The organism is Bradyrhizobium sp. MI1.4 (assembly GCF_055811315.1).
On the sequence record NZ_JBVVPP010000016.1, the window covers coordinates 38,490 to 50,868 of the forward strand.

19 protein-coding genes are annotated in these 12,379 nt (G+C 59.3%); 10 read left to right on the forward strand and 9 right to left on the reverse strand.

Annotated elements, in window-relative coordinates:
• The first annotated feature begins 14 nt into the window (after window positions 1–14).
• A complete protein-coding gene (locus tag AC0L23_RS19645; RefSeq protein ID WP_473357301.1) occupies window positions 15–1,415 on the forward strand; it encodes a hypothetical protein in 1,401 nt (466 codons plus the stop codon).
• Here AC0L23_RS19645 and AC0L23_RS19650 read toward each other — a convergent pair.
• Entirely contained in the window at window positions 1,381–2,430 is a 1,050-nt protein-coding gene (locus tag AC0L23_RS19650) for an acyltransferase family protein (RefSeq protein WP_473357302.1), read from the reverse strand. The two genes, AC0L23_RS19645 and AC0L23_RS19650, sit on opposite strands and share 35 nt — an antisense overlap.
• 102 nt (window positions 2,431–2,532) lie before the next feature.
• On the opposite strand from AC0L23_RS19650, the gene AC0L23_RS19655 reads away from it, so the two are divergent.
• From AC0L23_RS19655 to AC0L23_RS19675, 5 genes are all read left to right on the forward strand, one after another.
• The gene (locus tag AC0L23_RS19655) at window positions 2,533–3,093 is read left to right on the forward strand and encodes a lysozyme (protein WP_473357303.1); all 561 of its coding nucleotides are present in this window, start codon (window positions 2,533–2,535) and stop codon (window positions 3,091–3,093) included.
• 4 nt (window positions 3,094–3,097) lie between these two features.
• A complete protein-coding gene (locus AC0L23_RS19660) occupies window positions 3,098–3,250 on the forward strand; it encodes a hypothetical protein (RefSeq protein ID WP_473357304.1) in 153 nt (50 codons plus the stop codon).
• A 13-nt stretch (window positions 3,251–3,263) separates the two neighbouring features.
• A complete protein-coding gene (locus tag AC0L23_RS19665) occupies window positions 3,264–3,644 on the forward strand; it encodes a hypothetical protein (RefSeq protein ID WP_473357305.1) in 381 nt (126 codons plus the stop codon).
• 366 nt (window positions 3,645–4,010) lie between these two features.
• A complete protein-coding gene (locus AC0L23_RS19670) occupies window positions 4,011–4,451 on the forward strand; it encodes a hypothetical protein (protein WP_473357306.1) in 441 nt (146 codons plus the stop codon).
• 33 nt (window positions 4,452–4,484) lie between these two features.
• Window positions 4,485–5,411 carry a metallophosphoesterase gene (locus tag AC0L23_RS19675; protein WP_473357307.1) on the forward strand — a complete coding sequence of 309 codons (927 nt, stop codon included), beginning with the start codon at window positions 4,485–4,487 and terminating at the stop codon, window positions 5,409–5,411.
• 85 nt (window positions 5,412–5,496) lie between these two features.
• On the opposite strand, the gene AC0L23_RS19680 is transcribed toward AC0L23_RS19675, so the two are convergent.
• A complete protein-coding gene (locus AC0L23_RS19680) occupies window positions 5,497–5,649 on the reverse strand; it encodes a hypothetical protein (RefSeq protein WP_473357308.1) in 153 nt (50 codons plus the stop codon).
• Between the two features lie 97 nt (window positions 5,650–5,746).
• Here AC0L23_RS19680 and AC0L23_RS19685 point away from each other — a divergent pair, with 97 nt between their 5' ends.
• From AC0L23_RS19685 to AC0L23_RS19700, 4 genes are all read left to right on the forward strand, one after another.
• Entirely contained in the window at window positions 5,747–6,028 is a 282-nt protein-coding gene (locus AC0L23_RS19685; RefSeq protein ID WP_473357309.1) for a DUF6378 domain-containing protein, read from the forward strand.
• Window positions 6,029–6,097: 69 nt separating this feature from the next.
• Window positions 6,098–6,277, forward strand: coding sequence for a hypothetical protein (locus tag AC0L23_RS19690; protein WP_473357310.1), 180 nt, complete (start codon window positions 6,098–6,100; stop codon window positions 6,275–6,277).
• Between the two features lie 7 nt (window positions 6,278–6,284).
• Complete coding sequence (locus AC0L23_RS19695; protein WP_473357311.1) at window positions 6,285–7,409, forward strand: hypothetical protein; 1,125 nt, start codon at window positions 6,285–6,287, stop codon at window positions 7,407–7,409.
• A gap of 10 nt (window positions 7,410–7,419) precedes the next feature.
• On the forward strand, window positions 7,420–8,661 hold the full coding sequence (locus AC0L23_RS19700) for a hypothetical protein (RefSeq protein WP_473357312.1): 1,242 nt from the start codon (window positions 7,420–7,422) through the stop codon (window positions 8,659–8,661).
• 288 nt (window positions 8,662–8,949) lie between these two features.
• Here AC0L23_RS19700 and AC0L23_RS19705 read toward each other — a convergent pair whose 3' ends face one another.
• The 7 genes from AC0L23_RS19705 to AC0L23_RS19735 form a co-directional block, all read right to left on the reverse strand.
• Window positions 8,950–9,162 (reverse strand): FtsB/FtsL family cell division protein, encoded by a 213-nt coding sequence (locus AC0L23_RS19705; RefSeq protein ID WP_473357313.1) that lies wholly within the window; start codon window positions 9,160–9,162, stop codon window positions 8,950–8,952.
• Between the two features lie 14 nt (window positions 9,163–9,176).
• A complete protein-coding gene (locus tag AC0L23_RS19710) occupies window positions 9,177–9,395 on the reverse strand; it encodes a hypothetical protein (protein WP_473357314.1) in 219 nt (72 codons plus the stop codon).
• Between the two features lie 20 nt (window positions 9,396–9,415).
• A complete protein-coding gene (locus AC0L23_RS19715; RefSeq protein ID WP_473357315.1) occupies window positions 9,416–9,607 on the reverse strand; it encodes a hypothetical protein in 192 nt (63 codons plus the stop codon).
• A 22-nt stretch (window positions 9,608–9,629) separates the two neighbouring features.
• Window positions 9,630–9,809, reverse strand: coding sequence for a hypothetical protein (locus AC0L23_RS19720; RefSeq protein WP_473357316.1), 180 nt, complete (start codon window positions 9,807–9,809; stop codon window positions 9,630–9,632).
• Complete coding sequence (locus AC0L23_RS19725) at window positions 9,806–10,048, reverse strand: hypothetical protein (protein ID WP_473357317.1); 243 nt, start codon at window positions 10,046–10,048, stop codon at window positions 9,806–9,808. Before AC0L23_RS19725 ends, AC0L23_RS19720 begins: the two co-directional genes overlap by 4 nt.
• A gap of 44 nt (window positions 10,049–10,092) precedes the next feature.
• Window positions 10,093–11,148, reverse strand: coding sequence for a hypothetical protein (locus AC0L23_RS19730; RefSeq protein WP_473357318.1), 1,056 nt, complete (start codon window positions 11,146–11,148; stop codon window positions 10,093–10,095).
• Window positions 11,149–11,333: 185 nt separating this feature from the next.
• Window positions 11,334–12,365, reverse strand: coding sequence for an LLM class flavin-dependent oxidoreductase (locus tag AC0L23_RS19735; protein ID WP_473357319.1), 1,032 nt, complete (start codon window positions 12,363–12,365; stop codon window positions 11,334–11,336).
• Window positions 12,366–12,379: the final 14 nt, after the last annotated feature.

Genomic DNA, 12,379 nt, shown 5'->3' on the forward strand with positions numbered 1-12,379 from the left:
CTTCGGGAGCCGTAATGGCCAATCGCTTCTACTCCCCTAATCAACAGTTCTCTGATGGGACGGGAGTTCCATATGCTGGCGGATCGCTTGCGTTCTATGCATCCGGCACCTCAACCCCTCTCGCGACATATTCAGATTCCGCCCTTACGATCGCCAACGCCAATCCTGTTGTGCTGGATTCCTCGGGCCGGGCCGGCAACATTTTCCTGCAAAATCTTGCCTATAAGGTAGTTCTCTCAGACGTAAACAGCAATATCATCTGGACCGATGATCCTGTCTATTCGTCAGACTATTCCGCCAGGGCAAAGTTTTTGTCGGGGGCGGGCAGCCCTAACGGGACCACGGCAGGAACGGCTGGGTCCGCTTCAATCGGCGCCGACAGCTATTGGGATACGACCAACAACATTCTTTATATCTGCACACAGACCGGCACGACCTCAACGGCTGTTTGGACTGCCATTAATGCGGGGGCTGCGGCGGCAGTTGTCACACAGCCTCAAGGATATCTGACGCTGACCAGCGGAACGCCGGTCATCTCTTCGGATGTGGTTAGCGCAACGACCTTATATTATACTCCCTTCGTCGGAAATTTGGTTCCGATCTACAATGGTTCGTCTTTTGTCCCAACGACTTTCTCTGAATTGACTTTGACGCTTACGAGCCAGACTGCAAACACCCTCTATGATGTTTTCGTGTTTAATAATTCTGGTGTTTTGACGTTGGCGGTCGGTCCAGCGTGGGCGAGTTCAGGCGCCGGCAGTTCATCGCGAGGCACGGGAGCTGGAACGACCCAGATCTCAAGACTTAATGGCTTGTGGGTCAATACCGTATCTATGTCAGCCAAGAACGGTTCTACCACATACACGATCCCAGCAAACCAAGGGACACTTCTTGGCACAATCTTGATTGATGCGGTTGCAGGCCAAGTGACTTGCCATCTATCTTGGGGCGTTCTGCGGCGATGGGCGGTTTCGAACGCCTACAATCGAGTGCCCATTCAAGTTCAATCTGGCGATGTCACGTCGTATACCTATACGACAGCAGCATGGCGGGCCAATCGCGGCGGCGGCGCTACTGTCATAACTCTTGTTAGTTGCCTGGCAGAAGAAGCCTTTGACATAACGACCAGTGGTTTTTCTGGCGGGACGACCAACAACAATCTGAGCATGGGCGGCGCTGTCGCCGTTGGGTTCAACTCCACATCGCCGGCAGGAAGAATTGGAGAATACATCCATACCAATTCCAGTGGCGGCACTATGGTCTTTAACGACATGGTGATCGGGCAATATATGGCGCCCCCATCTCTTGGTACTCAGACGATCAATGCCCTGGAAAACGGCCTCGGCGTCACCGGATCGCAATCGTGGACCGGCGGCGCATCTACTCAGACCCTGACTGCGAAGTGGCGCGGTTAATCTCATCTTGAGCTTTGGGCACTCTCAAATAGGAGGAAAGCCTTTGACCAAATTCAATGAACTTAGATTCCATGATGCGCCAACTGCATATGGCGGCAAGACAGGTCAGCAGAAGCGCTGCATACCTGACGGGCTCCTGTGATTGTATTGGTAACTTACCGATGGGCACTACGCGCAAGAAAAACGCGAATACCGTCGTGTGCAGCAGATAGATTGAGTACGATGCGTCGCCTAACAGTTCTATTGTTTTGCCCACCGGGCCACGCACCTTGAGATTGGCAAAGCCAACTATCAAGAAAAACCATACGACCGGGAATCCGGAACTAGCCGGTGTTATGTAGCTCACCACAATCCAGAAGATTAGCCCAGCCAGTACGAACGGGGTGGTTACACCAATATTTTTCAGTTGGTCGCGAGCCCAGAACGCGACGATTCCGGCCAAGAAGTCCGGATAGTGAGTAGCGTAGGCCGCCGCCCACCACGGCAGTACAACGAGGTGATTAGCTATAACTGCAATTAGCATAAATACGGCTAATCCCACTGTCCCGGCGATCGGAACAAACAAGGCGGCCAACAAATAGAACGCGATCTCGTGTTGGAGGCTCCAGCCTACATCGACAAGCGGGTAGTCCTGCGTCGGGAGAAGCGTGATCGACTGGAAGAGAAATTCTGGCGTATCGGTCACGCGCCATGGACGAATTTGCGGGATGCTTACCAGGGTGAAAAGTGCGAGCGCGAGAAACCACGGCGGATAAATGCGGAAGGCACGCTTGATCAGAAATGAAGTTCGATCAAAGCTGGAACTATTTGCCACGAGGCAAATCACAAAGCCGCTGATCGCGAAAAAGAAATTCACTCCATAGCCGCCGTAAGTCATCAGGAAGGGCAATGGATGCACGCCCTCCGGAGCGCGAAAATAGAGAAGAAGATTACCGGAGTGGAAGTAGGCGACAGAAAGAGCGGCAAGAGCTCTAGCGACTTGCAGCCCGGTTATCTTGTTTTCAGTCGGTGACACCGCGTTCCCAGCTCCCGCCCCACGCCGAGACCTATCACCACAACCCATAACCGAGTCAACCCATGGTAGCCGAAAGGTCTAGCCAATGATCCTGCTTACCCAATGAAAACGTCTCATAAAGCGGGCGCTGCTGGCGCTGGCGTCCTCGTGCTCGCCTGTAGCTTCATCCAGCCGTGGGAGGGGCTTTGGACGACCGCCAAGGTTGACACGATCGGGACCGGCCGCCCTGTGACGGTTTGCTACGGCGCCACTAAGTCAGAACTCCCGAATCTGAAGGCCGGCGAGAAGTTCACGCAGCAGGAGTGTAGCGACCTCCTGAAGAAAAGCCTTCCGAAATACTGGAACGGCATCGCTCCCTGCATTTACGTTGATCTTCCGGACAAGGCAAAAGCCGCGCTGATTTCCGCAGCCTATAACGCCGGCCCTGCCGCTGTCTGTAAATCTCCGATGGTCGCCAAGATGAACGCTGGCGATCTTGGCGGCGGCTGTAACGCTTTCGGCACCTGGTACGTGCGCGCCCAGGGTCGAGTCGTCAAGGGCTTGGTCAACCGCAGGGCTGGCGAAAAGCAACTCTGCCTCGAAGGCCTCAAGCAGACTCCGGCCAAGCCTAGCTTCCTCGAAAAGCTCAAGCTCATCTTCTTCTCTATTTTCAAAGGAAACTGACATCATGTTTGCAGTGATCGATATCGTTTGGTTCGTTGCTGGTGGTGCCGCTGTCTGGTTCGGCCGCGAGCCGATTACGCGCTGGTACAAGGGAGCCGAAGACTATGCCGGCGCCCTGAAGGATAAGGCCGAAGCCATCCTGAAGGCCGTCAAGTAAGATGTGGAGCTGGTTGGCTTCGTTCCTCGGCGGCCCCGTTATCAAGGGGCTAGTCGATGCCTATAAAGCCAAGCTTGAGGCCGGCAGCAATCAGGACACGCTCGCCGCCGATCTAGCCGGGAAAGACCTGGAGCTTCAGGCGAAAGAGCGTGAGCTAAACACCAAGCAAAACCAGGCTGACGAGGGGCGGTGGTGGACAGCCGCGCCACGCGCCGTCGTGTGTTGGTCGATGGCGCTTTACGTTTTCAAGATCGTGATTTGGGACACAGTTCTGCATCTTGGTTCAACGATCGCTCTTAAGGGCGTGATGGCTGAGGCCTTCAGCGCCGTCATCGTTTGTTGGTTCGGCGGTCGGACCATCGAAAAGGTAGCAAGAATCTGGAGGCCTCGATGAAGTTGCTAACCGCGGCGGCGGTCGCTCTGTTGCTCGGAGGCTGCGCAACGATGCAGCAGCCAAAACCATCAATCCCCAAGGCTGCGAAGGTCGTCAAGCACGTCGATCCTTGCCCGTGCAGCCCGACAGCAAATCAGGTGGTGCGCAAGCGCTGGTACGACGGCTTTAGGGTGCGGTGGTTGCACTGATGACAAACGGAGAAATCGTGACTGATACAGGCGCCGTTGCTGCCATAGTAAGCCCATGGTGGCTCCCGGCGCTTCACTCGGTCTCTGACGTTGCCGCCTTGGTTCTGCCGATCCTTGGCGTCTTCTGGCTGTGCTTGCAGATCGTGGCGAAGATCTATCAGGTCAAGCATCGCAAATGATGGATGACCTGAAGGACTTCCTGCGGGAGATGAAGAATCCCGCCATCCTCGTTGCGCTCGGAGCAATGATCGCTCTGCTCCTCATCCTGGCTAACGTGCGGTTCGTCATCGCCCGCGACGCCGGCCAGTGGCAGGAAAACGAGGTCAGCCAGTGGTACAAATCCCTGATGCAGCCCGACGTTCCCACGCTCTCATGCTGCGGAGAGGCTGACGCCTACTACTGCGATGATATCCACGTCAAAGGCGATAAGGCGTATTGTCGGATTACTGATAATCGTCCTGATGGTCCTCTCGGTCGTCCACATCGTGAGATCGGCGAGGAATACGAGATCCCGCCGAATAAACTGAAGTTCGATAAGGGCAACCCTACGGGACACAGCATCATTTTCCTGAGCACTGCCGGCTATACGTGGTGCTTCGTTCAAGCCGGAGGTGTTTGATTGCCAGCCGCTAAGCTCTCGGACGACGAGTTCTTGCGTATCATCAAGCAACACGGGATCACGGAGAAGTCGGCGAAGCTAATCGGGTCAACCGTCAGGAACGTAAACCATCGCAGGCGCCGCCTGGAAGCCAAGTACGACGAGCCAATCCACCCGCCCAGCCTGGCCTATCTGGAAGCCAAGTACCCTCATCGGCTCCAGCACGAAATCAAGAACGGCACGGTTCTTGTTGGATCTGACTTTCACATCTGGCCCGGCCAGGAATCGACGGCGCTCCGGGCATTCAAGAAGTTCGCAGACGACCTCAGACCGGCCATTGTCATCCTCAACGGTGACGTTCTCGACTTCCCGTCGATCGGCAGGCACGCCCCGATCATGTGGGAAAGTGCGCCAGAGCCATGGCAGGAGATCGAGGCGGCGCAAGACCACCTCCACGACATCGCGACCGCCAGCCGGCGCGCCCGCAAGGTCTGGACGCTTGGCAATCACGATGCCCGGTTCGAGGCTAATTTGGCGAACAACGCTCGCCAGTATCGCAACATCAAGGGCGTCCATCTCTCAGACCACTTCGGGCTCTGGGAGAAGGGGTGGTCCTGCGCCATCAACAGCCTCAACGAGAGGGGCCGGACTATGGTGAAGCACAAACCCAAGGGCGGCGGGATGAACGCTGCACGGGCTTCCGCGCTCAATAGCGGGGTGTCCTACGTGCACGGCCATCTGCACAGCCAGAAGATCAGCCCGATTACCGACTACAACGGCGATCGGTACGGGGTGGACGCGGGCTGTATTGCCGACCCGTCGTTCAAGCAGTTCATCAACTATACCGAAGACGCCGCCCTCGACTGGCGGTCTGGCTTCTGTGTGCTGACCTACCGCGACGGCCGGCTGATGGCGCCTGAGTTGGTGACGGTATGGGACGACAAGCACGTACAATTTCGGGGGGCGCTGCACCGTGTCTAAGAAGCCGGAGTATTACCAGGTCAGCCATGGCGAATGGATCGTGGTCCCCAAGCGGGGCTACAAGGAGCAATGCTGTGACTGCGGCTTAGTTCACCAGCTCAATTTCAAGGTTGATGAGAAGGGCCGTATCCACATCCAGACCTTCAGGGATCACCGCGCCACGGGCGGCGCTCGGACGAGGTTTAGAGAAGAATGATGAGCGCAGGATTAGTCGCACTTGTCGGCGGAATTTACGCATATATCGCTGCTGAGCAGTTTTATTTAGACAACCCTGCGATGGGAATATGCTATGCTGGCTATGCGTTTAGTAACGTCGGCTTATGGTGGTTTGTGAAATGAACGCCCCGGAGATCGCTACCAAGGCCGCTGAACTCGTCGGCGGGGATCGCGCCGAGTCCCACGGGGACATGCATTCCCACTTCGCGCACGTCGCAGCACTGTGGAGCGCCTATCTCAAGCTTGACCGCCAGCTTAGCGCTACTGATGTTCCGCACATGATGGCGCTGCTCAAGATCGCCCGCACACAGAGCGGCGGCGTCAACGTAGACGATTGGGTAGACGGAGCCGGCTATCTCGCCTGCGCTGGCGAAGTCGCCACCAAAGAATACCGCCGCTAACACTTCTCACAATTAGACCTGACCGGCCGGCTTCACCGCCGGCTTTTTCGTGCTTGGAGACATGAACACATGAGATTTGGAGCAATGGGCGCCAAGGGCGGATTTGGCTCCCTCGGTGGCCTTGGGTCAACGGGGGCCTCAGCGGGCATGCCGCCTGCGCCACCCGGCTACCACTGGGAATTCGTCACCTACAACGGAACACAGGTCACGTCGAACGGCGTGAACGTCGTCGCACTCGCGCCGAACTGAGGACATCATGAGCATCGATATCAAAGCGATCCCGGCAGCGTTTGCGGCCACCACTCCGATCACCCAGAACTTCCAGTGGTCTGGATCAAACACCACGGCAGCGCCAGCGGCGTCCACGGGGCTGTCTCAGCCGCCAGCGGACTCGACCGTAAACGTCACGGCCGGCTCTGGCGTCTCGAACCTGTTTGCGCAGGTGCAGGCCACACAGGATACCACGCTGGTCTCTGGTTGGACGACGGTCGCAAGCGTGAGCTTGACGGCGCCGGGCACGTCCTCCGTCGTCATCGGAATCCCGTATTACGGCTTGCGCGTGAACGTGGTTTCCTTGACCGGCGGCACCGCCTCGGCAACGCTGGTCGAAGGGCAGGCGCCTCTTACCGCCACCAGCGGCACGGTGCTGACGAGCCCGGCTCTGACCGGCGTTCCGCAGGCCAGCAGGAACATCGTCGCCAACTGGGGCTGCCCCGTCGTTCTCCCGTCGTCCGGCTCGATCGCCAATAACGGCGCGCTGACGCTGACGACCGCGCTCTACAAGACGTTTGCAAATTGCTGGATGTACTTCCCGGCCAACGCGATCGTGGCTGGCTCGGCCGCGGGCGTCTATTTCGTCCAGATGTCGAGCACCACGGCCGGGACGATCTTCAACAACGTGCTGACGACCGGCGCACCCTATATCCCGACCTCGCCTACCGCATTTGCCACGACGGGGCCGGGCGCTTATGCCCAACAGACCAGCAGCGCCTCGCTGGTGACGCTTCCGATCCTCGGCGGGTCCATGGGCGCGAACGGGGCAATCATCGTCGATTGCGGTTTCTCAATGATCAACAACGCCAACGCCAAGCAGAGCCAGATCACATTCGGCGGCTCGGCTGCGTTTACCTACAGTCCGGCAAGCCAGAACTGGTGGGGCGAGAAGCGCACGATCCAGAACAGCGGCGTCACCAATGCGCAGGAAATCATCGGGGCCTCGACCTCGAACTCCAGCGACATCGGTTCGTCCAGCGCCGCGCTGACACAGCTCGCGATCAACACGGCCAACACGCAGAACCTTGTCTTCACAGCCCAGATTGGAACGGCCACGGATTATGTTTCGCTAAGCCGGGCGACCGTCGAACTGATCTCGGCGGCGTGAGGAATCTGGAATGCCAAGCTATGGCGGCCTCGCGCGCTCCGACCGGAATATTCTTGTCAGTGCTGGATCTCCGGTCATCGTGCCAGCCGATTTCGTCGGGATGCATGCAAACGGGCTGGTGTGGGACACAACGATAGCGAACTTCCTCAACACGTCCGGCCATCCCTACCCGCCGACAGGCCCGTCACCCACTCCCTCGATCGGATACGGGGCCTTTCGTCTCCACGAGATCACCGCGCGGTGGGATTGGATCGAGACGGCTGCCGGCGTCTACAACTGGTCATACCTCGACCAGGCCATTACCCGCGAGAAAGCGCTGGGCCATACGGTCTCGTTCTGCCCGCACGACACGCCGCTATTCTATCTCTCGCCGGGCAATCCGCTGCGCAGCTCGGCGCACCCCAGCGCGGCCTATCCGGACAGTTCGTCTCCGAACGGGCTCACTGGCTGGGCCAACTTCATCACGGCCGTATTCACCCGCTACAACACGGCGGGCGGCGGGTGGGCTTCCCAGGTCAATGGCGGCGGCACGAACTGGAGTGCCTACGGCCGGGGCATTGACGAGCTGGAGTATTGGAACGAACCGGGATTCGTCAGCCCGCATCCGTACTACCAGAACGACGTCGGCTCGTTCGTCGATATGTGCAAGGCGGCGAGCGACGCCGTTCTTGCCGTCGATCCAACCGTCAAGCGGCTGTCCGCCGGCTTCGTCTCAACCGCGACCCTCAACACGTTCCTGCCAGCCACGGGGACGATCAACACGACCGTCGCCGGCAAGACGCTCTGCGACGTGATCTGCATCCATTATTACGGCATCGCGCCGCCGTGCCAGACGCTCGGCGTGTGGGGCACCGGCATCACCGCGGACATCCTCTCGGCCTTCAAGCAAGTCCGCAATTCGATGACCTCGAACAGCGTCGGCAATCTTCCGCTGATGTGCTCCGAGACGGGCCTTGACGGGAGCTATCCGACCTCCGAAACAACGATCTTCGCGTCAATGACCACGCAGCAGCGCTATCAGTGGCTCGGGCGGCTGATGCTGATTGCGGCTTGTCTCGGGTATCAGCGTTGGATGGTCTACGGCTGGGACTTGCCGTTCCTGAACTACCCGATGAACGATCTCAGCGGCGTCGCTGCCGCCATCAACGACGTGCATGTGAACGTGGCTGGCAAGACGATCAAGAAGGCCTATTATGAGGTCGGCGGTCCGGTGACGGTGGAGCTGACGAGCGGCAGCACGTTTACTATCTGACGCTCGCTCAGGGGCAACGAAAGTGAGGTTAGAAATGGAAATCACGGGACAGGTACTAGGTTAGCGCTAGTCTTTCGATGGTTGCCCAGCTGTGGGCTTGCCCCACCTGACGCGCTCGCTTGCCTTCCATCTATCGGAGCCAAGCGGCATCTCCGTGTCCGGCACTGGCTTGTCGGCCACATAGTCCCACACGTAATTGATCGCGTTACCGTCGTTTCCGACCACGCGCATGCCGCCAAATGCCTTGCAGATTCGTCTAAGGCCGCCCATCGCACTTTCCCTCTTCGCTTAGGATTTGGGTAGCGCTCGGCGAAGGATCGTGATGGCGAAATCCTTGTCGCGCGTTTTGAAGCCCTGCTCTCGGTCCTTTTCAAATGTCTTGGCGACGGTCTCGATTGCTGCTCGCAGCCGTTCGACCTCAGCCTCCAGCTCATCGCGTCGGCGACGCAGATCAGCCACCTCGTCTGGGTGACCGCCGCAGTAGTAGCAATTGCCGCTCATTGTCGCTCCCCTGTTTATGAACGGGCAGGCGCCCGCCAGCGCAGCTCTACCTCAAGCCCAAGCGCCTTCGTTATCTTATCCCCGGGCGCTTTCTGGCGGGTGATGACCTTGCTGATGTAGGCAGATGAGACCTTGTGTTTTCTGCCCCATGCTCGCTGACCGCCGGCTTGGTCGACTGCTGCTTGCAACAGCAGTATCACATCGTCGGTCCCGAGCAGTTCCTTGTTTCTCATGCTCATGTCCTATTTATCTGTCAGGCTGCCAGCCGGAGATATGGCATCAGGTCGATGACCTCGCCCCCTCCGCCTGGATCAGTAGGACGCCACCCATCGACCAACAGGGCCATGCAGGCCAGAGATTTTACAGCATATGGGTCTCCGCTGATTGCGCGGTGTTCTAGATCCTTGACGTGCGCCACGAAGGCGGCTTCTGTTTTGGCGTCCATCTGTCTCTCCTGCGGTGGCTGCTCAAGAGTGCTTGAGTGCTTGCTGTAGGTCGGCGAGGGCATCCCTTACCTTGACGATATCTTGGCAGGCTTTGCCCATCTCGTGAGGCGGGTTCGCAGTTTCGAGCCATGCGGCGGCGTTCACATATCCCTCGGCGCGCTGAAGGGCATCGAATACCTTTTCCATCAATTCCCGCGTCATCGGACACCCGGCGGTAGGTCTGGAGTCTTGTGTTTCGGCCATTTCCGCATCTTTGCACTTTGGTCTTCGGTCAGCCGGGCGATATCAGTTAACCCGGCTTGGCGGCATAGATGCGCGTAATAGGAGACCGCCGCCGCTGCGAACTTGTCCTGCCCGCGAAGCAGAAAGACTGGTTCATCTTCTGGGATTTCGCCGGCTGGGTCTTGGATGCGATCGTAATCCGCTCTGGCGTGCTTCATGTCATCCTCTCTGTCTTAACAACTGTTCGGTCACCAATCCCGGACTAGCCGGTGTGCTTGAACTTTTCCTTGTTGCGAAACTCGATCCGCGACTTCTGAACGCTCGCGATCTTCTCCGTGGCGCCGCGGCTGTATCGCTGCGTCTGCGAGATGTCGCTGTGGGTCGCGGCATGCTTGACGTGCTCGAGATCGGCGCCGGCCTCGGTCGCCTCGGTGATAGCTCCGGCGCGCGAGTCCATGTTTTTGATCCCCTTCGGCACCCCAACGTGATCGGCCACGAGCCGCCACTTCCGCCGATACTCGTTGGCACTCCAGGGCAGGCCGGTTACGTCGTTGATGATGATCGGGCCGCTGGTCGGGAACATTGACCGGGTGATCTCCTCAACCGGCAACTGGACTAAAACCGCGAGCTCAGCCATCACCATATCCGCGGCCGCCAAGTTCCATTGGATGAACTTCTGACGTTTGCTGGTCTTGTGGTTCAGTATCCAATTCTCGTCGATCTCATCCCATCGGATGCCGCGCAACCACTTCTGCCCGTTGTGCCGGACGTCGGTCTCGCCGGGCTCGGCTTCGGGGACCCATTCTCCCAGGCAGTCGCGCTGCCGGAACATGCACTCGAACTGGAAGGCCTGAGCCAAGGCGAGATAGTACCAGCCGAAGTGCTCGCGGGCGGCCTTACGGATTGCATCGACCTGGGACGCCACGAGCCGCTCGGTGCGTGGCGGGCTGTTCGCGAACCTCATCCGATGCAGGACCAGAGAGATTCGGTCGCATTCCTCATCCTCGAGCATGCTGGCGCCGAACCCGCACAAGGTCCTGATCTGGGCGATGAAGGCGTGCGCCATCGAGACCTTGCCGCCGTTCGCCCAGTCCATATACCACTCCGCCAGATCCCGGCGCTTGATGGCCTTGAGCTCCATATGGCCGTGCGCAGCCACTATCCGCTTAAGGATCGACGCGGAGTTCTTGCGGGTATTGTAGCGGAGCTGGTGATAGGTCGAGATGCGGTCGGTCTGGTAAGCCTCGACCAGACCGCCCAAGGTCATGCCGGGTGAGGGCGCCTCCGAAATTTCCTTTTTTGCATCAACGGTATCCATAGGCCCGCACCTCGCTGTAAGTGGTTGATTTGTAGTTGCCATTTGACAACTGCCTCCCCCACCAGCCTTCGCTCGCTTCGCGAGCTACGGCTCGGCAAGCCGGCACCGATGGTCATGGCGCGAAGTGAGCGAAGGCTGTCGCGCCGCAGCCCGGAGGGCGCAGGCGGACTGGGTAAGCGCGCAAGTCACCCCATCATCTCCCGCACCATCGGCACTACCTTCCGCCCATAGAGCTCGATGCTCTTCATCAGCTTGCCATGCGGCAGCGGGCCCGCCGAATACTTCAGCTGAAACCGCGAAATGCCGAGCGCCTTTGCCGTCTTGGCGATCTTGCGCGCGACCGTCTCGGGCGAGCCGACATAGAGCGAGCCGTGCTCGGCCTCGTTCACGAACTCGTCGCGGCCCATCGGTGGCCAGCCGCGTTCCCTGCCGATGCGGTCGCGCATCGCCTTGTAGTCGGGCCACAGCTCCTCGCGCGCCTGTTCGTCGGTCTCGGCGACATAGCCTGGCGAGTGCACGCCGATCGGCTGTGCCGGGCGGCCGAACTCCCTGAACGCGCGGTGATAGAGCTCGACGAAGGGCGCGAAGCGCGCGGGATCGCCGCCGATGATCGCGAGCATCAAGGGCAAGTCGTAATGCGCCGCGCGCACCACCGATTGCGGACTGCCGCCGACGCCGATCCAGGTCTTGAGCGTGCCGTTCTCGACCGGGGGATAGACCAGCTGCCCGTTCAGCGGCGGACGCAGCTTGCCTTCCCAGGTCACCGGCTTCTGCGACAGCAGTGCCGCGAACAGATCGAGCTTCTCCTCGAACAGCGCCTCGTAAGCCCGCAGGTCGAAACCGAACAGTGGAAAGGACTCGGTGAACGAGCCGCGGCCGAGGATCACCTCCGCACGTCCGTTCGAGAGCGCGTCCAGCGTGGCAAAGCGCTGGAAGACGCGGATTGGATCGTCCGAGCTCAGCACCGTCACGGCCGAGCCGAGATGGATGCGCCTGGTTCGCGACGCGATGGCGGCCAGCACGGTCTCAGGGGAGGAGATCGCGAAGTCGGCGCGGTGATGCTCGCCGAGGCCGATGAAGTCGAGGCCGAGCTCGTCGGCGAGCACCGCCTCGTCGACGACGTTGCGGATCACCTGTGCGTGCGGAAGCATCGCGCCGGAGGCGTCCCTGGTGACGTCGCCAAAGGTGTCCAGTCCGAATTCGAGCGTTGCGGTCATTGATGAGGTCTCTG

Bases quoted from the DNA above. Each gene is read 5' to 3' on its own strand.
- AC0L23_RS19660 (WP_473357304.1), top strand. From the start codon at position 3,098: ATGTTTGCAGTGATCGATATCGTTTGGTTCGTTGCTGGTGGTGCCGCT.
- AC0L23_RS19690 (WP_473357310.1), top strand. From the start codon at position 6,098: ATGAGATTTGGAGCAATGGGCGCCAAGGGCGGATTTGGCTCCCTCGGT.
- AC0L23_RS19720 (WP_473357316.1), bottom strand. From the start codon at position 9,809: ATGACGCGGGAATTGATGGAAAAGGTATTCGATGCCCTTCAGCGCGCC.
- AC0L23_RS19700 (WP_473357312.1), top strand. From the start codon at position 7,420: ATGCCAAGCTATGGCGGCCTCGCGCGCTCCGACCGGAATATTCTTGTC.
- AC0L23_RS19725 (WP_473357317.1), bottom strand. From the start codon at position 10,048: ATGAAGCACGCCAGAGCGGATTACGATCGCATCCAAGACCCAGCCGGC.
- AC0L23_RS19715 (WP_473357315.1), bottom strand. From the start codon at position 9,607: ATGGACGCCAAAACAGAAGCCGCCTTCGTGGCGCACGTCAAGGATCTA.
- AC0L23_RS19685 (WP_473357309.1), top strand. From the start codon at position 5,747: ATGAACGCCCCGGAGATCGCTACCAAGGCCGCTGAACTCGTCGGCGGG.
- AC0L23_RS19680 (WP_473357308.1), bottom strand. From the start codon at position 5,649: ATGCGTAAATTCCGCCGACAAGTGCGACTAATCCTGCGCTCATCATTC.
- AC0L23_RS19655 (WP_473357303.1), top strand. From the start codon at position 2,533: ATGAAAACGTCTCATAAAGCGGGCGCTGCTGGCGCTGGCGTCCTCGTG.
- AC0L23_RS19730 (WP_473357318.1), bottom strand. From the start codon at position 11,148: ATGGATACCGTTGATGCAAAAAAGGAAATTTCGGAGGCGCCCTCACCC.
- AC0L23_RS19705 (WP_473357313.1), bottom strand. From the start codon at position 9,162: ATGAGCGGCAATTGCTACTACTGCGGCGGTCACCCAGACGAGGTGGCT.
- AC0L23_RS19670 (WP_473357306.1), top strand. From the start codon at position 4,011: ATGGATGACCTGAAGGACTTCCTGCGGGAGATGAAGAATCCCGCCATC.
- AC0L23_RS19735 (WP_473357319.1), bottom strand. From the start codon at position 12,365: ATGACCGCAACGCTCGAATTCGGACTGGACACCTTTGGCGACGTCACC.
- AC0L23_RS19645 (WP_473357301.1), top strand. From the start codon at position 15: ATGGCCAATCGCTTCTACTCCCCTAATCAACAGTTCTCTGATGGGACG.
- AC0L23_RS19695 (WP_473357311.1), top strand. From the start codon at position 6,285: ATGAGCATCGATATCAAAGCGATCCCGGCAGCGTTTGCGGCCACCACT.
- AC0L23_RS19710 (WP_473357314.1), bottom strand. From the start codon at position 9,395: ATGAGAAACAAGGAACTGCTCGGGACCGACGATGTGATACTGCTGTTG.